This is a genomic window from Nostoc sp. DedSLP04, from assembly GCF_034530775.1.
In the GTDB taxonomy this organism is placed as follows: Bacteria; Cyanobacteriota; Cyanobacteriia; order Cyanobacteriales; family Nostocaceae; genus Nostoc.
Map to the genome: position 1 here is coordinate 163,557 of NZ_JAVRCL010000006.1, position 25,105 is coordinate 188,661.

Annotated in this window: 18 protein-coding genes, 2 pseudogenes and 1 riboswitch; of the genes and pseudogenes, 12 read left to right on the forward strand and 8 right to left on the reverse strand. The window is 42.4% G+C overall.

The window, feature by feature from the left end:
- Positions 1–193: 193 nt before the first annotated feature.
- The 3 genes from RMX89_RS05755 (at position 194) to RMX89_RS05765 (ending at position 2,371) form a co-directional block, all read left to right on the forward strand.
- On the forward strand, positions 194–718 hold the full coding sequence (locus RMX89_RS05755) for a Chromate resistance protein ChrB (RefSeq protein WP_322688235.1): 525 nt from the start codon (positions 194–196) through the stop codon (positions 716–718).
- A 268-nt stretch (positions 719–986) separates the two neighbouring features.
- Positions 987–1,856, forward strand: coding sequence for a zinc metalloprotease HtpX (locus tag RMX89_RS05760; RefSeq protein ID WP_322688236.1), 870 nt, complete (start codon positions 987–989; stop codon positions 1,854–1,856).
- Positions 1,857–1,966: 110 nt separating this feature from the next.
- Positions 1,967–2,371 (forward strand): hypothetical protein, encoded by a 405-nt coding sequence (locus RMX89_RS05765; RefSeq protein WP_322688237.1) that lies wholly within the window; start codon positions 1,967–1,969, stop codon positions 2,369–2,371.
- Positions 2,372–2,552: 181 nt separating this feature from the next.
- On the opposite strand, the gene RMX89_RS05770 is transcribed toward RMX89_RS05765, so the two are convergent.
- Positions 2,553–5,837, reverse strand: a complete 3,285-nt coding sequence (locus RMX89_RS05770; protein WP_322688238.1) for a hypothetical protein — start codon at positions 5,835–5,837, stop codon at positions 2,553–2,555.
- Between the two features lie 759 nt (positions 5,838–6,596).
- Between RMX89_RS05770 and RMX89_RS05775 the strand changes: the two genes are divergently transcribed.
- From RMX89_RS05775 to lnt, 3 genes are all read left to right on the forward strand, one after another.
- Positions 6,597–7,931: a chloride channel protein gene (locus RMX89_RS05775; RefSeq protein WP_322688239.1), complete on the forward strand. Its 1,335-nt coding sequence runs from the start codon at positions 6,597–6,599 to the stop codon at positions 7,929–7,931.
- 140 nt (positions 7,932–8,071) lie between these two features.
- Complete coding sequence (gene gyrA / locus RMX89_RS05780) at positions 8,072–10,675, forward strand: DNA topoisomerase (ATP-hydrolyzing) subunit A (protein ID WP_322669565.1); 2,604 nt, start codon at positions 8,072–8,074, stop codon at positions 10,673–10,675.
- On the forward strand, positions 10,656–12,248 hold the full coding sequence (gene lnt, locus RMX89_RS05785; protein ID WP_322688240.1) for an apolipoprotein N-acyltransferase: 1,593 nt from the start codon (positions 10,656–10,658) through the stop codon (positions 12,246–12,248). The genes gyrA and lnt overlap by 20 nt, the downstream gene beginning before the upstream one ends.
- On the opposite strand, the gene RMX89_RS05790 is transcribed toward lnt, so the two are convergent.
- A complete protein-coding gene (locus RMX89_RS05790) occupies positions 12,245–12,892 on the reverse strand; it encodes an rRNA large subunit pseudouridine synthase E (protein WP_322688241.1) in 648 nt (215 codons plus the stop codon). The two genes, lnt and RMX89_RS05790, sit on opposite strands and share 4 nt — an antisense overlap.
- 216 nt (positions 12,893–13,108) lie before the next feature.
- Positions 13,109–13,336 (reverse strand): hypothetical protein, encoded by a 228-nt coding sequence (locus tag RMX89_RS05795; protein ID WP_322669568.1) that lies wholly within the window; start codon positions 13,334–13,336, stop codon positions 13,109–13,111.
- A 291-nt stretch (positions 13,337–13,627) separates the two neighbouring features.
- On the opposite strand from RMX89_RS05795, the gene RMX89_RS05800 reads away from it, so the two are divergent.
- Positions 13,628–14,620, forward strand: coding sequence for a 2-hydroxyacid dehydrogenase (locus RMX89_RS05800; protein ID WP_322688242.1), 993 nt, complete (start codon positions 13,628–13,630; stop codon positions 14,618–14,620).
- Between the two features lie 225 nt (positions 14,621–14,845).
- On the opposite strand, the gene RMX89_RS05805 is transcribed toward RMX89_RS05800, so the two are convergent.
- Positions 14,846–15,190, reverse strand: a complete 345-nt coding sequence (locus tag RMX89_RS05805; RefSeq protein ID WP_322669571.1) for a hypothetical protein — start codon at positions 15,188–15,190, stop codon at positions 14,846–14,848.
- Positions 15,191–15,299: 109 nt separating this feature from the next.
- Positions 15,300–15,458 (reverse strand): annotated as a pseudogene (locus RMX89_RS34445) (transposase); the annotation flags it as partial.
- A gap of 265 nt (positions 15,459–15,723) precedes the next feature.
- Positions 15,724–15,820: riboswitch (TPP riboswitch) on the forward strand.
- A gap of 7 nt (positions 15,821–15,827) precedes the next feature.
- Between RMX89_RS34445 and thiC the strand changes: the two are divergent.
- The 3 genes from thiC to RMX89_RS05820 all read left to right on the forward strand — a co-directional run bounded on the left by thiC (position 15,828) and on the right by RMX89_RS05820 (position 18,666).
- On the forward strand, positions 15,828–17,201 hold the full coding sequence (thiC, locus tag RMX89_RS05810) for a phosphomethylpyrimidine synthase (protein WP_322688243.1): 1,374 nt from the start codon (positions 15,828–15,830) through the stop codon (positions 17,199–17,201).
- 186 nt (positions 17,202–17,387) lie between these two features.
- Complete coding sequence (locus RMX89_RS05815; RefSeq protein ID WP_322688244.1) at positions 17,388–18,170, forward strand: ATP-grasp domain-containing protein; 783 nt, start codon at positions 17,388–17,390, stop codon at positions 18,168–18,170.
- Positions 18,171–18,489: 319 nt separating this feature from the next.
- Positions 18,490–18,666 carry a hypothetical protein gene (locus RMX89_RS05820; RefSeq protein WP_322688245.1) on the forward strand — a complete coding sequence of 59 codons (177 nt, stop codon included), beginning with the start codon at positions 18,490–18,492 and terminating at the stop codon, positions 18,664–18,666.
- A 275-nt stretch (positions 18,667–18,941) separates the two neighbouring features.
- On the opposite strand, the gene RMX89_RS05825 is transcribed toward RMX89_RS05820, so the two are convergent.
- Positions 18,942–20,930, reverse strand: a complete 1,989-nt coding sequence (locus RMX89_RS05825) for a S8 family serine peptidase (RefSeq protein WP_322688246.1) — start codon at positions 20,928–20,930, stop codon at positions 18,942–18,944.
- Positions 20,931–21,396: 466 nt separating this feature from the next.
- Between RMX89_RS05825 and RMX89_RS05830 the strand changes: the two genes are divergently transcribed.
- Both RMX89_RS05830 and RMX89_RS05835 read left to right on the forward strand, forming a co-directional pair.
- On the forward strand, positions 21,397–21,960 hold the full coding sequence (locus RMX89_RS05830) for a hypothetical protein (RefSeq protein ID WP_322688247.1): 564 nt from the start codon (positions 21,397–21,399) through the stop codon (positions 21,958–21,960).
- A gap of 227 nt (positions 21,961–22,187) precedes the next feature.
- Positions 22,188–22,460, forward strand: a pseudogene (locus RMX89_RS05835) (DUF4351 domain-containing protein); the annotation flags it as partial.
- A gap of 98 nt (positions 22,461–22,558) precedes the next feature.
- Here RMX89_RS05835 and RMX89_RS05840 read toward each other — a convergent pair.
- Both RMX89_RS05840 and RMX89_RS05845 read right to left on the reverse strand, forming a co-directional pair.
- Positions 22,559–23,815, reverse strand: coding sequence for a hypothetical protein (locus RMX89_RS05840; RefSeq protein ID WP_416211964.1), 1,257 nt, complete (start codon positions 23,813–23,815; stop codon positions 22,559–22,561).
- Between the two features lie 15 nt (positions 23,816–23,830).
- Entirely contained in the window at positions 23,831–25,093 is a 1,263-nt protein-coding gene (locus RMX89_RS05845; protein WP_322688249.1) for a decarboxylase, read from the reverse strand.
- Between the last annotated feature and the right edge of the window lie 12 nt (positions 25,094–25,105).

Consider the following 25,105-nt stretch of genomic DNA (forward strand, 5'->3'; position numbering starts at 1 on the left):
GTTTACCTGACTGGCTTTTACTACATCAACTCTGTAATTCTTGAGAACCAATAAGTGAGCTTCCGACTTTATGATTCAGACTCATAATTTTCTGCAATGCAACAGTTGTTTCATAAGTAGACTAACAATAAAATCAATTTAATGCAACACCTGTTACAATCTATCTATGGACAGAAAGTGTTGGAACTTATTGGTGTACAAAGTACCCGCACAGCCTTCAACGCAACGAGTGTATGTTTGGCGTAAACTCAAGAGTTGGGGCGCACTTTATCTACAGCAGTCGGTGTGCGTGCTACCGCATAGAGAAGACTTGCAACAATATTTAGCAGAATTGAAAGCAGACATTACAGCAGGTGGTGGTGAAGCAGATTTATTGATTATTTGGATTGATGAACCCGAGCAAAATGCTATGTTGGTAAATCGTTTTCAACAGCAGGCAGATCGAGAATATCAAGAGTTTTTGGGGCAATGTCGGGATTTGCATCGCGAATTGAGCGAGGAACGGAAAATAGGTAATCTCACCTTTGCAGAATTAGAAGAGAACGAGGCGGAATTAAATAAACTGCGTTCTTGGTTGCCAAAAATCCGCGATCGCGATTTGTTTGATGCCCCAAAATACTCACAAGCCACTGAAGCTTTGAAGGCGTGCGAATTAGATTTTCAGCTATTTTCCCAACAAATATATCAAGCAGAAGGAATAGACTCAGAATCTTTATAAGTAAATCGATCTTAACTAATGGTGTATACATAGCCTAATTTAAGCATCACCATTGTAATTTATGCCTATAGATAGATGTTGTTTTTACTATTTATTAACGTTGATTCTATAATTAAATTAGTATTATTAAAACTTAAGTAGGAAAACCGTACTTATCTGATAGGTTTTCTATACCATATTTCTAAGTTTAGCTGGATAAAATCAAAATATAGCTGAAGTAATGCTGTTTTCGGAAAAATTTACACAGCATTAGCAGGAGAGCAAAAACATGACAAATCAATTGAAAACGGCTACTTTGCTTGCTGCACTAAGTGGTCTTTTGATTGCAATTAGTTACTGGGTAATTGGCGGTTCTAGTGGTTTGATTATCGGGATTGGCTTGGCAGCAGCAACCAACCTGTTTTCTTGGTATCAATCAGATAAAATTGCCCTAGCAGTATACCAAGCGCAACCTGTAAGTGAAAGGGAAGCACCAGGACTTTATCGGATGGTGCAGAAATTGAGCGATCGCGCTAACATTCCTATGCCTAAAGTTTATATCGTTCCAAGCCAGGGTGCTAATGCCTTCGCTACAGGGCGCGATCCAGAACATGCTGCTGTAGCTGTCACTGAAGGTATTTTAAATATATTGCCAGAGGATGAACTCGAAGGCGTTATCGCCCACGAGCTAACCCATATTATTAATCGTGACACTCTCACTCAAGCTGTTGCTGCTACTGTAGCTGGTGCGATTTCATTCTTAGCCCAAATGGTTAGTTATAGCCTATGGTTTGGCGGTGGTTCGCGAGATGACAACAGAGGTGGAAATCCAATAGGAGTATTATTAACAGTCATGCTTGCTCCACTGGCTGCGACAATTATTCAGCTAGCAATTTCGCGCACGCGAGAATTTTCTGCTGATGCCGGTTCTGCGAGATTAACTGGTAATCCCCGCGCTTTAGCTAGGGCATTGCAACGCTTAGAAGCTTCAGCAAAGCAAATGCCTTTAAATGCCAATCCAGCTTATGAGCCGTTATTAATTATTAATTCCATTTCTGGACAGTTTATGGGTAACTTGTTCTCTAGTCATCCAGCTACAGAAATGCGAGTTGCAGCATTGCTGAAATTAGAGCAACAACTGCCAACAAAAGCTTATTAATTTGTCATTTGTCATTTGTTCTTTGTAAAATAAATAAATGGCTAATGACTATTAAGATATGGTGCAGTTTTTATTGGAGAGTAAACTTTGCAATTAAGGATGTTTTAAGTATGAATTCTAACAATATCGAATCTACTGAATCCATAGTAATTGTAAAAATAAGTTCTGAAACCGACAAATTAGTGGAAACCGAAATGGCTGGTGAAACTGATGAGGTGAAACGCGAAACCAAAGCCTTAATTGAAGCGCTAAAAAGACGCGCTCAAGCTGAGGCTGATTCCGCAGGTACTCTCACCCGTGAAACCTATTTGAAAGTTGTGCGTCAAGCACGGGAATTAATTGAAGGAAGGAAACTGATACAAGGCGATCGCTTAGAAAACTCTTGGGCGATAATTCAAGATGAAGCTGAGAGAAACTGGCACTTATTGATGAAAGACTTAATAGACTTTAACTTTCGCCTGCAAAAGGCTGTAAAAGCTGCTTGGGAAACCTTCAATAACCCTTACTCTCGTTAAAGAGGGTGCGATCGCAGAAAACTGAAGTGACTTATTTGGGTAATTAGAATACTAATTCAGTATTCAAAAATTATCTTTCTTGGGGAGATAAGGGAGAAAATACTACCTCTTCTCCCCCATCTGTTTTAAGCACATCGCAATTCGACGATTTTCTATTTTTTCTGCTTCAAGTGATAGAGTGCTAATAAGGAGCAAAAAGCACAAAATTGTTGTTGGTTAGTGACAAGCCAGGAGATAATTGTGCAAACTGTACCTGACTATAGACACCTGCACTACCATCCTCATCAAAGAACAATCCACCTGTAGTCGAGTTATAAATAAATAGCTGATTACTTGTGGTTGCAGATGCTCCGATTGTAAACTGACTTGTCTTAAGTACACCTAGTGATAAATCGCGACTAGGAAAACCACGAGTTGATATCTCAATTAGTTCATTAGTGGCGTCAAAGTCATAAAGGCGCTCGACGCCTTCACTGAAAGTATTGAAAACAAAGGTATCAGTACCAGCTCCCCCATAAAGGCTATCATTACCGCTGTCACCTATAAGGATATCATTACCATTACCACCTTTGAGGGTATCATTGCCACTACTACCGTCGAGGGTATCATTGCCATTATTCCCCACAATCAAGTCATCATAGTAGGAACCTGAAATATTTAATCCTTCTATATTTTGGTAGCTAACTAGTCTCCTACCCGCTATAATTTCTCCCTTGTTAGTAGTAGGATTAAATGTTGTTGTGATTCCTGTGGTAGCATTGCTGTAATCAACTCTCAACAAATCGTCACCTTTACCGCCGTCTATCGTATCTTTGCCACCACTATCTATGGAGAGAGTATCGTTGCCATTGCTCCCCACAATGTTGTCATCGTAGGCTGTATCTAAGATATTTAATCTTTCAATATTCTGATAACTAACTTGATACTTGCCTGCTGTCATCGAGCCAATGTTAGTAGTGGCATTAAATGTTGTTGTGATTCCTCCAGTAGCATTGCTATAATCCACGGAGAGTAAATCGTCAGCCTGACCTCCATCTACTGTTTGAGTCACTAAATAAGAGCGGACAGTATCTGGGGATGAGGTGCTTAGATACAAGGAATCATTGCCATCGCCACCAGAGAGTAAGTTATTGCCTGTTGAAATTTCAGCACGTAATGTATCGTCACCAGTGCCACCGTTGAGAGTATTATTACCTGAAGAGGGATGGAAAGTATCTCCAATGTAGGTTCCGGTTCCGATGACAATGCCAGAGATCGAGAGTAAATCATTGCCATCGCCACCAGAGAGTAGGTTGTTACCTGTTGAAATCTCAGCAAGCAAGGTATCATCACCAATGCCACCGTTGAGGGTGTTATTGCCTGAGGATCTAAAAATATATTCCAGTCTATAACCATCAACGCCAGAGGTGGAAAGATAATCATTGCCATCGTCTCCAGAGAGTAAGCTATTACTTTTTGGAGACTCAGCACGCAATGTATCGTCACCAGCGCCACCATTGAGGGTATTATTACCTGAGGAGCCAATAAAGTCGTGTCCCTCAGCAATAGGAAGCTCAGAGGTGAAGAGATAATCATTGCCATCGCCGCCAGAGAGTAAATTATTGCCTTGTGAACCCAGAGCATACAATGTATCGTCACCAGCGCCACCATCGAGGGTGTTCTTGCCTGTTGAAGAGTCAACATTGAAAGTATCGTTACCAATACCACCAACAAGGGAATTATTGCCAGTATCCTCAACGAGGATGTCATTCCCTACGCCACCAATAAGAGTATCATTGCCTACACCACCCCGCAGTAAATCATTGCCACTTTTGCCATCAATAAGATCGTCACCCCCCTGACCATTGATGACATCATCTGAGTTGTCAAAGCCGCTAACATTATTGTTCAGATCGTTAAGGAAGGTGACTGTGTTCTTGTTGAAGATAGTACCTTGAGTGGAGTTGGCATTGAAGACATCAAAGCTGTCAGTAATGGTAGTTTGTCCAGAAAACAGGATATTGCCTGAGTTGACAGTGGCTCCTGTAGATAAGCTTAGGTTATCCAGGTTTTCTAAAGCAAAGTTTTGTAGGATGATTTTGGGACTATTGTCCGCGTCAAAGGTGATTTCTAGATTGCTGCCATTCTGAGTCAGCACTAAATTTTGAGCAGTTAAGCCGTCGCCAGCGAAATTTAGGGTGTCTACTTCGGCAATTACTGCTGCTGTTGGATTAATTCCTTTACCTACCCCACCGAAATCAGTGATTGTATCACTACTTGCACCCGGGCTATAAATGTCGTAAACAAATGTATCCTTGCCACCGCTACCCGTTAAAGTGTCGTTACCAAGACTAGCTATGATGGTATCGTTGCCATTGCTCCCCACAATGTAATCATTGTAGGATGTGCCTGAGATATCTAATCGTTCAATATTCTTATAGTTAATCTGATATATGCCTGCTGTAATCGAGCCAGTATTAGTAGCATGATTGAAAGTCGAAGTGATTGCCTCAGTCGTATTGGAATTGACGGTTAACAAATCGTCACCTGTCCCTCCGTCTACCGTTTGAGTTGCTAAGGAAGAGGGAGCAGTATATGGAACAAACAAACTGAAGGAGTCATTGCCATCCCCTCCATTTAGGATGTTGCTACCCCGAACTCCAGGGGTGTAAAAGTAATCATTGCCATCTCCACCTGAAACCGTATTGTTGCCAGTAGAGTAGCTAATATCAAGGTAGTCATCCCCTGCATCCCCTGTGAGAATGTTATTTCCAGAAGAATAGGAAGCATCAAGGGTATCATTGCCCAGACCACCAATGAGAGTATTGTTGCCTGTACCACCCCGCAGCAAATCGTCACCACTTAATCCATCAATTTTGTCATTGCCTCCCTGACCATTCACCACATCATCTGAGTTGTCTAAACCTGTAATGTTGTTATTCAGGTCATTGAGGAAGGTTACTGTGTTCTTGATGCCGATGCTTGTATCAGTTGAGTTGGCATCCAGGACATCAAAACTATCAGTGATACTAGTTTCCTCAAACCCATTAAACAAGATATTGCCTATGGCTGGTCTTGTACCAGAAGCTTTCAGGTTATCTAAGTCTTCTAGTTTGAAGTTTTGTAGGATGATTTTTGTGGTATTATATACGTTTTCAAAAGTGATTTCTAGATTGTTACCATTTTGGGTGAGTAGCAAATTTCGCGCATTCAATTCATCCAAAAATTCGATAGTATCGACTTTCGCAATTACTGCTGCTGTTGGATTTGTTTCTTTACCTACACCACCGAAATCAGTGATTATATCAGTGCCGCCGCCTGACCTATAAAAAATAAATGTATCTTTGCCGCCCCCACCCGTTAAAGTATCGTTGGCACCATAACCTGTAATGATGATATCATTCCCAGCTTTACCATTAATTATGTTGGGGTCGTTAGTGCCATACAGGGTGTCATTTCCATTGGTTCCAATGATAGTATGTATCATTACTTTCTTTTTCCTTAATAGATGTTTAGCAGTAATTTTAAGTTTTCAACTTTTAGTGTTTGAAGGCACAAAAGTTCGCCGAAAATTGAGGCTTTCGACATACTTTTCTCACTCTTGAAGGTGACAAATTTTTGATGAATATCCTCCTTTCGATCGACTTGCAAATATTACTTATCCAAGCACTTATGACTATCTAAGTCTTAAAGTCGTCTAAAATTCATCAGCGTGTAGATTCGCAAAAAACTAGTTTCAAGCTAATTTCAATCATTCTTCATCGTCACATAGGCAAACATCTGCCATAGACATTGCTAAAGAAGAGTTGAAAAATTGAGCTTGAATGTCGAAAATCCACAACTCATAATTTAGTTATTTTGTCAATGCGTAAGTCTTACTACTAGCCCTTTCTAGGTGAACATTTGTACTACAAAAGAAATGATATTTTAACCTATTTTTGGTATTTTGGCGGCTGCGATCGCTTAATTTACAATCCCAAAATTTAGAGTTTAATCCATAAATTCTTTGTTCAATTCCAGCCGAAGCCTGAAATGCCGTAAAAACCTCGATAGTATATATGCTCACCTTAAAAGGGCTAGTCTTACTAATTAGAAAATAGGGAACACTTGATGGGCTATAGGGAAAGGAATCTTTGTCCTTCACCCTTGGGTATTTGGCTTCAAAATAGGAAATATCTAATAAATAGCCTATACGATAAAAGCGTAAATATTCACTACTCTCGGTTTCACAAATAGGAAATAAGCAGTGTTACCAAACAAGCCCCCCGCTAGTAATCAAACTCAACGCTGGACATTTGCTCAACTTTTTGGACTGGTAAAGCGTAATCCCCTAATGATTTCGCAGTGGGTTATCTGCTGGATAGCCGTGGGGACTGCTGGTGGTCTGTTTGCAGCGTTGTACTGGAATGTTCTAGAGTTTCTAACTCACAGATTCCAGCGATTTGAGGGTTTTAGCCTCCTGATAGTGATGCCACTTAGCGGCTTAATTATTGGTCTGGTGATTCATTATTTGGGAAATCCCGGTGAAATCGCTGTGATTGTTGATAATATTCATTTCCGTGGTGGACGCCTAGATGTTCGCAAAAATCCTTCAATGATTCTTGCTTCTCTAGTCAGCATCTCGGCAGGCGGTAGTGCAGGCCCAGAAGCGCCACTCGTACAGGTAACAGGTTCTTTTGGTACTTGGATTGCCGATCGCTTAAAACTCCAAGGTGAAGACCTCAGAACCATGAGTTTAGCAGCAATGGCGGCTGGCTTCACTGCCTTGTTTGGCTCACCTCTTGGTGGTGCGATGTTCGCTTTGGAGATTTTGCACCACGAGCATATTGTGGAATATTACGAAGCTTTAATGCCAGCCATTGTTTCGAGTTGCGCTAGCTATCTGGTGTTTGCAGCAATTACACATTTGGGTATTGCCCCCACTTGGCATTTTCCTCAGTATCACTTAGAAAGGATTGATGATTTTGCGATCGCGATCGTGTTTGGAATTATCGGGGCAGTGGCGGGATGGATTTTTATAGGTATTTTTCGCGGCTGCGATGCCTTTTGGCAAGCTGTTTCACGTCTGGGCGTCTCTGCATCAACTCCTGTTCCCATTTATGTACGCACAACACTAGCAGGAGTGGGACTTGGCATTTTAGCAGTTTTATTACCCCTTACCCGTTATTTTGGACATGAAGAGTTAGATTCAGTCCTGAGAGCTAACTTTGGTGCTGTTTTTCTCTTAACTCTCGCCCTTGGGAAAATGGCTGCCATTAGCATTACGGTAACAGGTGGGTGGCGCGGTGGATTCATCATTCCCCTATTTTTCACTGGTGCTTGCATTGGTAAAGCAGTAGCAGTCTTAATTCCGGGACTCGATCCTGCCCTTGCCATGATTTGTACAATGGCGGCTGTCAACGCAGCGGTAACGCGTACACCGATAAGTACGACTTTGCTACTATCAAAACTGACTAACTTGAGTCCCCTTACGCCAATCCTTTTTGCCAGCTTGATTGGATTTTTTCTTGCCCCTAAAGTTCCTCTGATCGCATCTCAACTCAAATCCCAGAGAGAAGCTACGGATCAAATAAGCGGCTGAGTTAGCTGCCCAGGCAATAAAAAACAATATATGTTAAGATTGTATCAAATTATAGCAATTATTCAAGAGCAATTTAGAATAATTTTGCGCTTTGTTGAGTAAAAGAGCTAAAATCTACGATTTTTGGAGATTTTTAGGTTATGACAACCTCACAGGAGAGGATTATCCCGACAGACTTGCGAAACGAAATGTCGCAGTCTTATCTGGAATACGCCATGAGCGTGATAGTGGGTCGGGCGCTGCCAGATGCCAGGGATGGTCTAAAACCTGTGCATCGTCGCATTCTCTACGCAATGCACGAGCTAGGTCTGCTCCACGATCGCCCCTTTAAGAAATGCGCCCGTGTAGTGGGTGAAGTATTAGGTAAATATCACCCCCACGGTGACACAGCTGTGTATGATGCTTTGGTGCGGATGGCGCAGGATTTTTCCATGCGATCGCCCCTAGTTAACGGGCATGGTAACTTTGGTTCGGTAGACAACGATCCGCCAGCCGCCATGCGGTACACAGAATGCCGCTTGCAAGCTTTAACCAGTGCTGGTTTACTCCACGACATCGAGTATGAAACCGTAGATTTTGCCGATAACTTTGACGGTTCCCAACAAGAACCGACAGTTTTACCAGCACGGATTCCGCAGTTATTGCTCAACGGTTCCTCTGGGATTGCCGTGGGCATGGCCACCAATATTCCGCCCCACAACTTGGGCGAATTGATTGATGCTTTGGTGGCTGTCATCCACAATCCTGAAATCACCGACATCGAATTAATGCAGTATGTCCACGGCCCAGACTTTCCGACTGGGGCGCAAATTTTGGGAACATCTGCCATTCGAGAAGCTTACACTACCGGACGTGGTTCTATTACCATGCGTGGTGTCGCTAACATTGAAACCGTTGAACAACGGGGACGCCCAGATAGAGAAGCAATTATCATCACCGAATTGCCCTATCAAACCAACAAAGCGGCGCTGATTGAAAAAATTGCCGAAATGGTGAACGAGAAGCGTCTAGAAGGGATTGCAGATATCCGGGATGAAAGCGATCGCGATGGGATGCGAGTTGTCATCGAACTCAAGCGTGATGCTTATCCCCGCGTTGTGTTGAACAATCTCTACAAGCAAACACCACTGCAAGCCAACTTCGGCGCGAATATGCTAGCGTTGGTAAATAGCGAACCGCAAGTACTCACCCTCAAGCAGTTCTTAACCGTCTTCTTGGATTTCCGCATCGAATCCATTGCCAGACGCACCCGCTACGAACTGCGGAAAGCCGAGGAACGCGACCATCTTCTACAAGGGTTATTAATAGCCCTGTCTCATTTAGATCCAATTATTGTCTTAATTCGTCATGCTCCCGATGCACCCACAGCTAAAGGCGAATTAATCACAACTTACGGACTCTCAGAAGTGCAAGCAGATGCAATTTTGCAAATGCAATTGCGGCGGTTGACTGCCTTAGAAGCAGACAAAATTCGTCTGGAACACGAAGAATTACAAGCGAAAATCACTGATTTACAAGATATTTTGGCACGCCGGGAGAGAGTGCTAGAAATCATTGAAACCGAAGTCACACAACTGAAAACTAGCTTCGCCACACCCCGCCGCACGGTGATTTTACCAGGGGAAGGGGAATTAGACGATCGCGACCTCATTGCCAATGAAAAAGCGATAATTCTGGTGACAGAGCAAGGGTACATCAAACGGATGCCAGTTAACACCTTTGAAGCCCAAAGCCGTGCTACCAGAGGCAAAGCCGCAGCCAAGGTGAAAGATGATGATACCATTGAGCATTTCTTAACTTGTTGCGATCACGACAGTATTTTATTCTTTAGCGAGCGTGGTGTTGTTTATTGCCTGAGAGCTTATCAAATTCCAGCGAGTTCGCGTACCAGTCGTGGGACACCAATCGTCCAGATGTTACCGATTCCCAAAGAGGAAAAAATCACCTCGATTGTACCGGTTGACGAGTTTAGCAGCGAAGAATATCTGGTTATGCTCACCAAAGGTGGCAATATCAAAAAAACCGAATTGGCAGCCTTTAGTCACATTCGCGCCAATGGTTTGATAGCCATTTCCTTAGAAGAAGGCGACCAACTCCGCTGGGTGAGACGCGCTAGAGTCGAGGATAGTGTAATCATTGGTTCTCGTAACGGGATGGCGATTCACTTCCGATGCAACCACGAACAACTGCGTCCTTTAAGTAGGGCGACTCGTGGAGTGAAAGCCATGAAACTCAAAAATAAAGATGAACTTGTGGGTATGGATATTCTCCCCGCAGCAATTCTGGAAAGTTTGGATGTTGCAGAAGCAGAAATTGAAGATATCGAAACAATCGAAACAGAAGATATCGAAATTACCGAAATTACTGAAGAGTCCGCAGAAGTGTCTAGCAGTGGCATTGTTGGCCCTTGGGTGTTGGTAATTACAATGGGTGGATATGGTAAGCGCGTCCCAGTTGCCCAATTCCGGCTGCAAAATCGTGCTGGTCAGGGTTTAATGGCAACCAAGTTCAAAAACCGCAAAACTAAAGACAAGCTAGCAACCCTACGCATTGTTAACAACGATGATGATGAAATCATGATGGTGACAAATCGCGGTATTATCATCCGTCAAGCGGTGAATGCAATTTCTATCCAATCGCGATCGGCAACTGGAGTCAGAGTGCAGCGTTTAGATGAAGACGATGCTATTACCGGAGTAGCAATAATTCCACCTGATGCTGCCGATGCAGAAGAAGCAGAGTAAAAAGCAGGGGGAGAGGTTAACCGCCTTACTCCCTTATTTAATCGCCTTAGCTAGCGGCATTTTAATGGGGCTAACTGTAGCCCCAGTAGGTGCATGGTTGTTGGCTTGGATTGCCATAGTTCCCTTATGGGTGCTAGTTGTCACTTCAGCCAAAGGTAAAAACAAATTCCCCCCTGCTTTCCTCTGGGGTATCGGTTATCACGGTGTCGCCCTATCTTGGATTACCGGAATTCATCCCATGACTTGGTTGGGCGTTCCGTGGTTGCCAAGTCTGGCAATCACCCTTTTTTGTTGGGGATTTATCAGTGTCTTGGGAGGGGTATTTCTTGCTATTTGGGCAGCTGTTATGGTTCGCCTAGCCGGACAAAAACCGTGGTTACGGTTACTGATTGGTACAGCCGTCTGGTGCGGCTTAGAGAGTCTGTGGAGTGCAGGCCCTTTATGGTGGAGTTCTCTTGCTTACACACAAAGCCCGCACAATCTCGTAATTGTACATCTAGGGCAACTGTCTGGGCCTAATACTGTGACAGCTGCGATCGTTGCTGTTAATGGCTTAATTGCTGAAGCGTATATAAACCGACAAGATACCAAGATGTCCTTTGCGCCTCTGCGGTTCGTTAATAAATATTTGGCGAGCGCCACAGGACTATTAATTACCCTACACCTTATTGGTTTTATCTTATATAGCCGTCCCATTGCTCAACCCCCAGAAGCAGCCTTAAAAGTGGGGATTGTTCAGGGTAATATTCCAAACCGACTTTTACGAAGTTCTGAAGGGTTTCGTCGCGCCCAAGAAAACTATACCAATGGATATCTAACTTTAGCAGACCAAGGTGTAGATGCAGTCCTGACTCCAGAAGGAGCCTTACCTATTTTCCAGCGTAACTTGCTGGAAACGGCCTTAGTCGCAGCCGTGAAGGAAAAAGGCGTAGTTGCTTGGATTGGAGCTTTTGGCGAACGGGGAGACAGTTATACAATTAGCTTGTTTACTTTCAACAGTAAGGGTGAAATTGTCAGCCGCTACGATAAGTCCAAGCTAGTACCCTTGGGAGAATATATTCCCTTTGAAGGAATTTTAGGCGGGTTAATTCAACGCTTATCGCCTTTGGAGGCACACCAAGTTCCCGGTTCAGCAAATCAGCTATTTGACACTCCTTTTGGTCGGGCGATCGCTAGTATATGTTATGAATCTGCTTTTCCCGAACAATTTCGCCGTCAAGCGGCGGCGGGTGGACAATTTATTGTCAGTTCTTCTAACGATGCCCATTACACTGCATCCATGCCATTCCAGCATCATGCACAGGATATCATGCGGGCTATTGAAAGCGATCGCTGGTCAGCACGAGCAACTAATACCGGATATTCAGCCTTTATAGATCCTCATGGCAGAACTTTGTGGATGTCTGGATATAATACCTACGAAACTCATGCTGAAACAATTTATCGGCGACAGACAAAGACTTTATATGTGCGTTGGGGTGATTGGTTAACACCGTTGTTGTTAATCTCCTCTGGAGGAGCTTGGCTGGGAATTCGCGGTATAAAGAAATTTAGTAATGTTGGAAATCCCTAGCGGATTGAGTCTTTGGAATTATTAGCGAATTCCTCTGATGGGGCGGTTTTTGGGGGAAAACTTTTCGATTTACTAAAATTATGAATTTCAGAAGCGGTGAGGTCGCGCCATTGACCCAATTGTAGGTCATCTAATTGTAGGTGAGCAATACTGACCCTGACCAGTCGCAAAGTCGGAAAGCCAACAGCCGCAGTCATGCGCCGAACTTGACGGTTTTTTCCCTCTGTTAAAGTCATTTCCAGCCAAGCTGTCGGTACATTTTTACGAAATCTAATTGGTGGGGTGCGTTCAGGTAGCTGTGGTTCTTCTGATAGAAGCTTAACTTCTGCTGGTTGAGTGCGGTAATCTTGAATTTCCACACCTGTTTGCAACCTTTTGATAGCATCTGCATCTGGAATTCGCTCTACCTGTACCCAGTAAGTACGTTTATGACCAAAACGCGGATGGGCAAGGCGATGTTGCAATTGTCCATCGTTTGTTAACAGCAGCAATCCTTCACTATCCCAATCTAAGCGTCCCACAGGATACACATCAGACACATCAATATAATCTTTTAGGGTGCTATGTGTAGGGGCATCTTTTGTAAACTGGCTGAGAACGCCGTATGGTTTGTAAAAAATAATATATCGGTAATGATTGGGCATGGGGCATTTGACTTCTGAATTCTCTTTTAACAATAAGTAAGTCGCTGTGAATATTTATCATCAGGTTCAGGCAGGAGGCAGGAGGCAGAAGGCAGAAGGAAAGAGGGTTTTAGTCCACTTTACTTTTATTAACATAGTTTGATTTTTCCCGCCTGTTCTACTTAGAAGCAGAATTTATAAATCTTACTTTAAACTTATAAGTTATCAAGTGAAAAATCAATCGCGGTTAAAACCACAACCTAAACAACGCATACAAACAGAGAAAGCTGCTAAAACTGAAACAATCTCAATTAGTAATTGAAATGACAAAGGGGCTAGAGCCAAACCCCAAATCAAAAGAATTGTCCCGCTAATCATAGCAGTAATGCGATTAATTTCATCTCTAGTATTGAAAACCAAGAATAATGTTCCCAAACCAATTAATAATAAGACTAAGCTACTCATAAATATATTCCTGACTTATACTTTTTCTTTGTGAAGCTGCATATACAGCAGAATTCAGGAGTAGAACACGCTTCATATCAGGTTTTGAGACGAACCGTTGTGTACTTTGTTTCCTAATTTTGAATTTTGAATGCGTGAATTTTGAATTGGTATAACTTATCCTGCCAGAGTAAACGATTAAAAAATATTTAAAAATGCCGCAACTACGCTCGTTGTAGACATCGCTTTTCTAAAGATCGAGGTATTATCTACTCGAACACCGTGCAGCATACATAAAGTCTGAGGTTTTGCATGAAAGTAGCAGTTTTCAGTACAAAAGCCTACGATCGCCAGTTCTTGTCAGCTGCAAATTCTCCTATTCAACACGAGTTAGTGTTTTTTGAACCCCGTTTAAATCGAGATACGGCTATTCTGGCTGCTGCATTTCCGGCGGTTTGTGTATTTGTCCACGATCAGGTTGATGCCCCAACTTTAGAACTTCTCGCCTCAGGGGGAACTAGTCTGGTTGTCCTTCGCTGTGCAGGGTTTAACAATGTAGACTTACAAGCCGCAGCAGATTTAGGAATTACCGTTGTGCGTGTTCCCGCTTATTCACCTTATGGGGTTGCAGAACACGCTGTAGGATTGATTTTAAGCCTAAATCGCAAAATTCATCGTGCCTATAACCGTGTCCGAGAAGGCAATTTTTCTTTAGATGGACTGTTGGGATTTAATTTGCATGAACGTACAGTGGGGATTGTTGGCACTGGCAAAATCGGTCTGATTTTAGGACAGATTATGAAAGGGTTTGGCTGTCACATACTCGCCTATGACGTTTATCGCAATCCCGAATTGGAAGCGCTAGGTGGAAAGTATGTAGAACTACCTGAGCTATTTGCTAACTCCGATATTATTTCCCTGCATTGCCCCTTGACTATTGAAACCCATCACTTAATTAACACTGAGGCTATAAAACAGATTAAGCCAGGTGTGATGCTAATTAATACTAGTCGAGGAGCGCTGATTGATACCCAAGCAGTGATTGAGGGATTGAAGTCTGGTAAAATTGGTTATCTGGCTGTAGATGTCTACGAACAAGAATCGGAGTTGTTCTTTGAGGATTTGTCTGGGGAAATTATTCAAGATGATATTTTCCAGCGTCTAACAACGTTCCCCAATGTACTAATTACCGGACATCAAGCTTTTTTTACAGCAGAAGCTCTCTACAATATTGCCGAAACAACTTTTGCTAATATTACCGATGTTGAACAGGGTCGTCCTTGTGCGAATGAAATTCGCGCCTAAATCTTTAGCAATCTCAAATCCCAAATTGTGTTAAGCTGTCACGCATTAAAATTGCACATCAACTAGTAAGGGTTGTCATTAGTCATTTGTCCTTAGAAACACAAATGACTAATGACTAATGACTAATCACGGTCTATACGGAGTTTGTGCAATATATAGAACCCATTTGATATCTATACAGGAGGGCAATCGAATTTGGCTGAACTACGAGCTAAGTTACAAATTTTATAGATTGATCGTCAGGATTTTTTTCTTGCTTTTTTTGTCGCTCAACACGACTGTATTGTAGGGTAATGTATCCGTTCCCAGCGGAATTGGCAGCTTAAAACTGGGGCTTTTATGATCGAGTTCGCCTAAATCAATGCTTTTCGTTATATTGCCATCTGTTGCAAGATTTGCGGTAAGTTCTCCTTTATAATCTTCAATTAAAAAGTCTCTAAAGAAAACGACTGCCCCACCCTCAGGATCTATACCAAGGATGACCGTACCGCTGAAAGTTGTGCCTTTTCGTTCTTCATCAACCGTTGCCACTGTGATTTCCGAGGGGTCTTGACCGGACTTATCTGCCATAAACTTTTTTCTCTTGCGAATTCTCAACAATTGAAAATGATTTTACAAGAGCGCTATGGGCGATCGCAAAACTCTTAGGACGTATTTCTGCAAGGGAAGTCAATCATGATTAGGGTCGTCCACTATGGTTTTTTTTTACTTGTTCGCGCACCCTGTGGTGCAAATTGGTCATAATATTATCAAGGATACCCTCCTGACACCAATGCTTGTAGTGCCAGAATACAGTTGAATAAGGTGGGAAATCTTTAGGTAAGTCAGCCCAATTGCAACCATTCTTAAGTTAATAAAATACACCGTCAAGAATCTGCCGCTTTGTCCACAGAGGCGGTCTAGTTTTCTTTTTAGTCGGCAATAATGGCTCAATTATTTCCCACTATGCGTCAGTCAAATCGCTTGAATACCCCATTTTCAACCCTAAACTGCTTCAATGCACCTAATTTCTGTTGATTCTACTTGCTCGTCTAAAAGATATCAAATGGGTTCTATAAATTGTTAACATCTTTGTTCCCAGATATAACCAAGGTGCTACACTACATCCATGCTAGGGGTGCCTATATAACCAGGCTGAGATCACACCCTTAACACCTGAGTCTGGGTAATACCAGCGGAGGGAAGCTGTTTATTGAGGAATTACAATATGCGGACTGAATGGGTTGCTAAACGACGTGGGCAGGTTAATGTATCTCAAATGCACTACGCCCGCCAAGGTGTTATCACCGAAGAAATGGACTACGTCGCCCAACGGGAAAATCTCCCGGCGGATCTCATTCGTGAGGAAGTAGCGCGGGGACGAATGATTATCCCCGCGAATATTAATCACACTAACCTAGAGCCGATGGCTATTGGCATCGCCTCTAAATGTAAGGTAAATGCTAATATCGGCGCTTCCCCCAACTCTTCTAATCTTCAGGAAGAAGTTGATAAGCTGAATCTGTCTGTGAAGTACGGCGCTGATACCGTGATGGATTTGTCCACAGGTGGCGGTAACTTAGATGAAATTCGCACCGCAATCATCAAGGCTTCACCTGTTCCCATTGGTACAGTGCCAGTTTACCAAGCTTTAGAAAGCGTCCACGGCACAATTGAGAATCTGACTGCTGATGATTTCCTCCATATCATTGAAAAGCACGCCCAGCAAGGAGTAGACTATCAAACTATCCATGCTGGGATTTTGCTTGAGCATTTGCCTTTGGTGAGAAATCGGCTCACTGGTATTGTCTCTCGCGGCGGCGGGATTTTGGCGCGGTGGATGCTACATCACCACAAACAAAACCCACTTTATACCCACTTCCAAGACATTATTGAGATTTTCAAAAGGTACGATGTCTCCTTCAGTTTAGGAGATTCCCTGCGTCCCGGCTGCACCCATGATGCCTCAGATGAAGCACAATTAGCTGAATTGAAAACTCTGGGACAGCTTACTCGCAAAGCCTGGGAAGATGATATACAGGTGATGGTGGAAGGGCCTGGACACGTGCCAATGGATCAAATTGAGTTCAACGTCCGTAAGCAAATGGAAGAGTGTTCGGAAGCACCTTTCTATGTGTTGGGGCCATTGGTGACAGACATTGCTCCCGGTTATGACCATATCACTTCAGCCATTGGAGCGGCGATGGCTGGATGGTATGGTACTGCGATGTTGTGCTATGTAACACCTAAAGAACATTTGGGTTTACCAGATGCCGAAGATGTCAGAAATGGGTTGATTGCCTATAAAATAGCGGCTCATGCGGCTGATATTGCTAGACATCGCCCTGGTGCAAGGGATAGAGATGATGAACTTTCTAAGGCGCGTTACAACTTCGATTGGAACCGTCAGTTTGAATTATCACTCGATCCAGAAAGAGCTAAGGAATATCACGATGAAACTCTGCCAGCAGATATCTATAAAACTGCTGAGTTTTGTTCGATGTGTGGGCCTAAGTTCTGTCCAATGCAAACTAAGGTTGATGCTGATGCGCTGACAGAATTAGAGAAATTCTTGGCGAAAGAGGCTGTGACTCAAAGTTAACAGGTTGTTATGTCGAGTCTAGTTGAATACTTGTAGCGGTTTTCAGAATTGCGGTTTAAATAGTTTTGTCGGGTGCGTTAGGACGAATGTCCTAACGCACATAAAATTCCAGATGATTTACGGGTGATTTGATTTTTGGAAGCCCCACTATAATTAGTAATTAGCTGTATATTCAATCCAAATATTGTGATATTTCTTTTTCCTAGTGATTACTTCAATCCTAAGAAAGCGGATGCAGCATACTTGGAGCAAGTTGCTTGTATGCAAAATGCTGGGTTTGCAACTTCCGTTATTTCTTTGGAGTCGCTGGGATCTGGTTCATCAAGAATTATTTCAGTCCCCACTTCTGATTCAAAAGTGGTCTACCGGGGTTGGATGCTCTCGCCCTCCGATTATGAGTTATTAGTTACTGTTGTAGAGAGTACAGGAGCAAGTGTCTTAACTTCTAAAGCTGAGTATTTAGCTACACACTATCTGATAAACTGGTATCCCCTGATTACTGATTTAACTCCAGAGACTAAATTTTATTCCGTCGATGATGATTTAGAGAGTGAGTTGAATCAACTTGGCTGGAATGGATTTTTTATCAAAGATTATGTTAAATCTCTCAAAACCTCAGTTGGATCGATGATTGATAAAGCTTCGGAAATCGAAACAGTGGTTGCCGAAATGCAGAGGTTTCGGGGCAGTATTGAGGGAGGTATCTGTGTTCGGCGGATTGAAGATTTTGTGCCTGAAACCGAAAGGCGTTACTTTGTCGTATATGGTAAACCTTTTGCTGCTTTACCAGATGAAGAAATTCCAGAGATTGTTTCTGAGTGTGCCAAGCGCATTAAAAGTCAGTTTTTCTCTGTGGATGTAATAGAGCGTAGAGATGGTACTAAGCGGATTGTAGAAATTGGTGACGGGCAAGTATCAGATATTGTTGGATGGACGGCTGAACGTTTTACTCAACTGTGGGTAGTGTGATGATTAAACCTTTGCGATCGCTATTAGTTTATAGCAATTTTCATGTATTTGAACTACATCTATTGTAAGGGCATAGCATTGCTGTATCCTTACCGCGCGGTCTATTTATCTGAAAATAGCTGTAAGGTTAGTTGCGATCGCACTTTTACTTCGTACAAGAGTAATCGTAGCCTCTGTTAGAGAAGGTATCGCTTTCCAATCAAAGCTAAATCAGTCATTCTGGTTGGTAATCTATGCGATCGCGTTTAATCGCGCCTACTTACTTGTTTCTGATAACGTCTTGGCGGAAGCTGCTACAGGCTGCGCGAAACACGGAAACGTGAAAGCGGAAGTTCCTACAGCGAAAGCGGAAGCTGCTACAGGCTGCGCGAAACACGGAAACGTGAAAGCGGAAGTTCCTACAGCGAAAGCGGAAGCTGCTACAGGCTGCGCGAAACACGGAAACGTGAAAGCGGAAGTTCCTACAGCGAAAAATATTTTGATTTCTGCTCAGTAATATCATGTGCGCTTGATTGCTTATTAAATCCGAAGAACCCCACCCCCGCCAAAGCTACGCTTTGTCTCCCCTCCCCGCAAGCGGGGAGGGGATTAAGGGGTGGGGTTCAATGACTGTGGTTAGCATAACTAATTATGCGGACATGATATAATATTTTATCTGGTATTTAACAGAACATTAAAAATACCCCGCGCGATAAGGGCAACTCTAGAACGCTTTTTCTAACCTAACTTTTACCTTAAATTGACACCAATGCACAGCTGTGCGCCCCCTATTTAAAATCCCATTTCAATGGTAAAGCTGCGAATTTTTCCTGTATCTCCTTCAGATTTATCTGCAACTTCTAAAGTCCAGGTTCCTTGGGGACTTTTACCTTTAAAGGCAGCAAGTTTTGGGGTATTTACCTCGTCATAAGTTGTTTTAATATTATCTGTAGCTCCGCCCTGGCGATCGTGCAGATTTATGGGAAGTATGCCTGTTTGCACTGGAGGAAGAAGAGTAACTATAAGATCCCCAATATAAGTATGCTCGATATCTACATTAACTTTGATGGATTTTAGGAGCGTGGTATTAGCGATCGCCACCGATAATGTTGATATTTGCAAATCGTTAATTGGCACATCTTGCACTGCTTGGAATCTGCTGATGGGTGATGTTTGCGGTGGCTTGGCCAATTCTACAGCTTTCAGAGCATTGATTCGACCGTAACCGTAAAAGGGGCTGCGGCCATTGGCATCATATTTACCTCCAGCTGAATCGATGCGATCGCAGGAGCGTTTTATAATGTCTCGGACTTCATCCCAACGCAGATTTGGGTTTCTGGCAAGAATCAAGGCGGCTACACCTGCTGCACCTGGACAGGAACTAGAAGTTCCGCCAAATTCGTTCGTATAGTTGCCTGCGGCCTCACCCAGATTTCGATTACCGGAATTATAGCCAAGTACACCAGAGCGATCGGTTGTCCAAATTCCAGTGGTTTGAGAAATATCACCATTGTTGCTGGGGAAGGCACACCAAACCGCCTGACCAAAATCACTGTAAGCGCTTCTCGTACCGTAATCGTTACAAGCTGCCACTGCAATTATCTTTTGGTAGCTGGCGTAGCCGTCGTTATCAACACTTTCGTTACCATTGCCAGCTGCAAATAAAATTACACAGCCCTTGCCATTGCGTCCTTTATTGATTGCAAAGTCTATAGCAAGTCGTGTGGAATCAGGCAAAGGTACTTTTTGCTTGTGTGCGGGATCGTCTGGCTCAAACCAAGTCCCGTCTGCTGGGCCCCAGCTGCAAGAAATAACATCAGCACCATTTTGAGCCGCCCAAACAAAAGCATCTGCTTCATCTTGCGATCCCAGCGCCGAAGCTAAACGAATCGGCATGAGTTTTGCCCCTGGTGCTACACCAGATGCCCCAAAATTGCCGTTTGCACAAGCTACTCCTGCACAGGATGTACCGTGGTTATTATCATTTCCCGGTCTGGGATTGTTCGTTTTACGCGTGACATCACGCGGGGCAACAATCTTGCCAGAAGAACGGAACTCTTCATGATCGAGATCCACCCCATCGTCGATAATTGCAATAGTTGTCCCTGTGCCATTGCTCAACTTCCAAGCGGCTTCAACGTTGGCATGGGCGTTAATTGTCTTACCATTAATTGTTGTTTGCTTTAAATGCCATTGCTGCGGGAAAATCTGACGTTGGCGTGACTCGCGCGCTAGTTCGGGATGGCACAATTCAACTGATTCCTCATTTAGAAGTCTCTCGGCGATGTCAAAGACGGCTATACCAGTATTTGTAGGGGCACTGACAAAATAAGCATTTCGTGCATATTCAAGTTGGCGTTTAATTGTTAAGTTGTAACGTCTTAAAACCTCTTGGCAGACACCTGATTCTTCTTCGCTATCAAATTTAACAAAAAGGTTTTCAGTGTAAACTACAGGTTGTTGGGATACTGAATCGATTAAAACGCGTCCGGCAAATTGGACTTCAGACTCATTGTTAAGAATTTCACGGGCGCGATCGCGCAAAGCAGCACCCTGATTTGGAACTTTCGCTTGCAAAATTTCTACACCCGCTTGCCGAAACCGTGTTTTTAACTCAAATTGATTGAGGATGCTACGAGCTGTAGGTGATACAGGTGCGACTTCAAAGGATCTTGCACCAACAATAGTGCTGCGGCTTTCGGTACGCACTACAACGTGTTCGTTACTGATAGCAAATTCATACTGTTGGCCGTTCTGTCCACCATAGCGAACTTGAACCATTGTTTAGTCTCCTAAATGTTTTGAAAATTGGGAAAACCGTATTATGCCTTACTTTTAAAGCTTGCTATACCCATCGTAAGCTTACATTTACTTGATGAATGCTTCTGATTTCATGTGTTATATGTGTATTACGATACAGAATTTAATCTATCTAAGTTCATACAAACTTCGATTAATCTTTCCAGAAAAGAGGGGATTTAAAATCAGGTTGCTTTAAGAATCTTCACTATCTGTAGGGGCATATAACTGTGCATCACGATGAGATATAGCGGTTCTCGAATGGAAGCAATACATTTTGACCTCTCTCCAAACCTCTCTCCTAAAAGAAGAGAGGCTTTGAATTTTACTCCCCTTCCCTTGTAGGGAAGGGGCTGGGGGTTAGGTCTGTATCGCACTCAACTAAGAAGCGTTATAAATGTATTTCGTACCACTGAAAACGCTATAACATCATTAGAACTTGAGAAAGATGTTTTATTTTCCGGCTGAGTATTTTTTACAGGCGTATTCTTTACCCCTGATTCCTGAAGTGAGATTTCAAAAAGACTATTTTTCTGAGTATCCTGAACAAATTCGCGTTAGTGGCGATGTAAGCCTACGCACTGCTGTATCTTACACTCGTAAACCTGGGTACTATGCAGTACATTACAATCAACCCGGCACTGTGGCAATAGGGGCAATTTTACGACTTAACGACGGTGCAATTGCAGTTTTTTCAGGCAAACCCAATCAATCAGAACAGGGTATATTGAGTCCGGTTTATACACTAGAATCCAATGCTTCTTTAGCAGTACCAACTGGACTGGTTTTTATCCGCTTTGCTGAAGGCGTTGATGTGGAGTCGCAGCGCGAGGTAATTAATCGAGCAGGTTATGAAGTAGCAGAAAGCCTTTATTATGCGCCTCATAGCGCTTGGTTACGTGCCAAATCAGGTAATATTGTTGATGCGATCGCTGGAATTTCTCAGTTAGAAGCGATCGCTAATGTTGAGAATGTCGAACCTCAAATGCTTATGGAAAGAGGTTTCAGATAAATTACAAATTATACATATTAGAGATATTCTTACTTATAAGTTGACGGTAATATAAGTACCATACTTCACTATTGCCTAAATCTTTTTTGGTTGAATGACTAGATTTATCCATAACCAATTTGCAAAAGACTATTTGGAAGAATTACTAAAACCTTATGGAGAAGTGCAAGGTTTTAGCCGTGTGGCGGGAGAAGTTCGAGAAATCGATGTTTTATTTTCTCCTTTAACAAAATTCAGAAGAAGACGATCGGGAGTTAATTATGCGATTAAAACCACTTTATCAACAAGATCGGGAACAAGCTATACAAGAAGGGAATAAGCAAGGAGAACAACGTTTAATTATACGTCTACTAAATCGCCGTTTTGGTGAGATTGATTCATCTACTATTGAGCGAGTTCAAGGATTATCTATTGAACGATTGGAGGCATTAGGAGAGGCTTTGTTAGACTTCTCAGCTATTTCTGATTTAGAAGCTTGGTTAAACCAACAAACTGAATAAATCTAATCTGTAAATCAATTAAACAAATTTTATGTGATACTGCACTTTATTCATGTAGGAGCAAGTCATGAATTGCCCCTACAATTGAAAGGAGAATACTAACCAAAACTTTGAACAACGTACATATCATTTCCTGTATCACCGACTAAAAGCAAGCTACTGTCATCACTTTTTAAACTTTGGCTGCCAGCAATGCCCTTTTGCAGAACTTTAATTATTCTTTGGGGAGTGAAAGATTCCAATTCCACAAACTTTCCAGATTCTAACCATGCTAATTCTTCAGCAGATAAATTTTGACGTATTTCTTCAGGCAATTGTTTAGCTGCTTGCGCCGACTCTGGAGAGGTTTGAATGAACATTCCGCGCTTCGTAGCGAGAATTTGACGTGGCGTTAATCCGATATCAATAATTGCAATCTCGCTATTGAGAAACCAATTAACGTTGGTTCTCAAATTATGAACTAAAGCAATTCCTTGTGGATTGCAATCATGCAGTGCATAGACTTTTAAATCGGGATTGCGCCGCAGCATTTGCATTGTGGTGTCAAAAATGCTTTGGGGATATCCAGTAATACTAAGAATTGCACAGTTGTTTTCAAAGTGGAAATTATTAGCGATTAATAGTTGAGCAATACTAGCAGTGTCACAAACGACTAATCTATCAAAACTGTAAGCTGTTACGTCAGGATTAATTGTGGCTGGTGTATTTTCCTGCTTTGGTGAAGGAAGAATTTTGAGAATGGAACCATTTATTTGCTGCCAGCGATTTAGCCAATCGTTAATCTGAGATTCAGAAATTAAAAAGTCTTGTATTAATAATTGAATTCGCCCTAGCTGTCGAGTTCCTAAATATATAGGTAGCATTCCCACAAGAACAATAATGACAAAAAGGGTAAATGACTTTAAAGCAAGAATTCCTATGGAAAGGATAATTCCTCCTATAATTTGTAAATTCCTCGCATACTGTTTGCGACTTACAAGATTGAGTTTAGTTGATTTGCTACTTTCATGAAAGAAATTAATAAACGCAAGATTTACTATTAGCGGGATAAAAATCGTTAATGATGTAACAAGATTAATAACTAGAAAAGGAAGTAACCAGCCGAATCGTGAAATTGACTTTGAGCTTTTTTTTAAACGATTATCTAGAAAATAAAGTAGTTGTTTGGGTGTAAAAAATAAGGTATTATTTGCAGAAATGTCAGCGATCGCCTTTGCAAAAAAAGGATCGGTAATCTGAATATTACTCATACTAGTCGGTTCAAATGCAAAGAGATGATTGCATTTTACACACCGACCTTGATTAGCTGTCCGGTCTTTTAGTTTATTGTCAGTTCCGCAGTTAATACACTTCATAATGGTTATTTGATATTAGTTATCTAATACCTGATTTGTTAATATAACACTGTAATCTTCGCGCCGACGAATCAAGCGATGTGTGTCATTTTCTAGCAAGACTTCCGCCGGCTTGGGACGGTGTAAAAAGTGAGACGACATTGCATAACCATAAGCACCGACATCTAGAATGGCAACGATATCGCCAATTTCTAAAACTGGAAGTTGGCAATTTTTCCCTAGATAATCTCGTGAATATGTAGTGTTACCACATATATCAGTTGTAAATAGGGAGACGCGATTAATCGCGTCTGTACAAGAGTGGGGAATTGAGGATTTGTTTGCTTGCTTCCAGGTGATAATTTCTCGATAGCCGCCGTGTACTGAGGGTACTGAAAGATTAGCAACGGTGGTATCAACTCCAACAATCTGTTTTTCTCCTTGCCATTTTACCGAAACAACTTGAGCAAGCAAAGTTGCACATCCAGCGATCGCACTTCGTCCCGGTTCAATCACCAAATCAATTTTCCGCCCTAAACGAGTAATTCTCTCGGTTAACTCAGCCCCAAATATTTCCCAGTCAAAGGCTGTTTTGTTGTGGTGATAAGGATAGCCAAAACCACCACCAAAATCTAAATATTCCCAATCAGGTAACTTTTGTGCTGTGGCGATTACCGTATCAATTACTTGGGTAAAAGCGGCTGTGGCATTAGTTCCCGTTCCTCGATAGAAGTGTAAACCACTCAGCTTTAATCCCACCTCAGCAGTTAAAGCGATCGCATCACCAAATTCTTCTGGACGTACACCAATGCGGCTATCTCCGGTAATTTCTGGCAAATTGAGGCGTAAACCAAGGCGAATCGATTTCTCTCTGTGTTTGGGCAAAACTTCACAGCACAACTGTAATTGAGCAAGGCTATCGAGATTGAGTGTTGTAACTCCCCAATTTAGGACTTGTAGCATCTCAGCCTGATTCAAATTACTGCCGCTATAAACAATCTCGCTAGGATCGAAACCAGCTTGCAATCCTAAATAAATATCTCCTGGCGTATTGGCGTGAAGTCCCCATCCAAAGGAACGAAAAATTTTTAACAGCGCAACGTTGCCATTAGTAACACTGGCAAACCGAAATTGCGTGCGCGGATAACTGACTGCTTTGCTAATCCGTTCAATAGTTTCGCGCAAGCGATCGCCATTATAAACATAAAGCGGAGAACCATAAGTACTCAGTAACTCCTGAGCAAATTCTTTAGAGAAAGGGAGATTAAGACGATTATGAGTTAAATTATTTGATACCATTTACCAAAAATA

Bases quoted from the DNA above. Each gene is read 5' to 3' on its own strand.
- RMX89_RS05760 (WP_322688236.1), top strand. From the start codon at position 987: ATGACAAATCAATTGAAAACGGCTACTTTGCTTGCTGCACTAAGTGGT.
- RMX89_RS05765 (WP_322688237.1), top strand. From the start codon at position 1,967: ATGAATTCTAACAATATCGAATCTACTGAATCCATAGTAATTGTAAAA.
- RMX89_RS05770 (WP_322688238.1), bottom strand. From the start codon at position 5,837: ATGATACATACTATCATTGGAACCAATGGAAATGACACCCTGTATGGC.
- gyrA (WP_322669565.1), top strand. From the start codon at position 8,072: ATGACAACCTCACAGGAGAGGATTATCCCGACAGACTTGCGAAACGAA.
- lnt (WP_322688240.1), top strand. From the start codon at position 10,656: ATGCAGAAGAAGCAGAGTAAAAAGCAGGGGGAGAGGTTAACCGCCTTA.
- RMX89_RS05790 (WP_322688241.1), bottom strand. From the start codon at position 12,892: ATGCCCAATCATTACCGATATATTATTTTTTACAAACCATACGGCGTT.
- RMX89_RS05795 (WP_322669568.1), bottom strand. From the start codon at position 13,336: ATGAGTAGCTTAGTCTTATTATTAATTGGTTTGGGAACATTATTCTTG.
- RMX89_RS05800 (WP_322688242.1), top strand. From the start codon at position 13,628: ATGAAAGTAGCAGTTTTCAGTACAAAAGCCTACGATCGCCAGTTCTTG.
- RMX89_RS05805 (WP_322669571.1), bottom strand. From the start codon at position 15,190: ATGGCAGATAAGTCCGGTCAAGACCCCTCGGAAATCACAGTGGCAACG.
- thiC (WP_322688243.1), top strand. From the start codon at position 15,828: ATGCGGACTGAATGGGTTGCTAAACGACGTGGGCAGGTTAATGTATCT.
- RMX89_RS05825 (WP_322688246.1), bottom strand. From the start codon at position 20,930: ATGGTTCAAGTTCGCTATGGTGGACAGAACGGCCAACAGTATGAATTT.
- RMX89_RS05830 (WP_322688247.1), top strand. From the start codon at position 21,397: ATGTTTTATTTTCCGGCTGAGTATTTTTTACAGGCGTATTCTTTACCC.
- RMX89_RS05840 (WP_416211964.1), bottom strand. From the start codon at position 23,815: ATGAAGTGTATTAACTGCGGAACTGACAATAAACTAAAAGACCGGACA.
- RMX89_RS05845 (WP_322688249.1), bottom strand. From the start codon at position 25,093: ATGGTATCAAATAATTTAACTCATAATCGTCTTAATCTCCCTTTCTCT.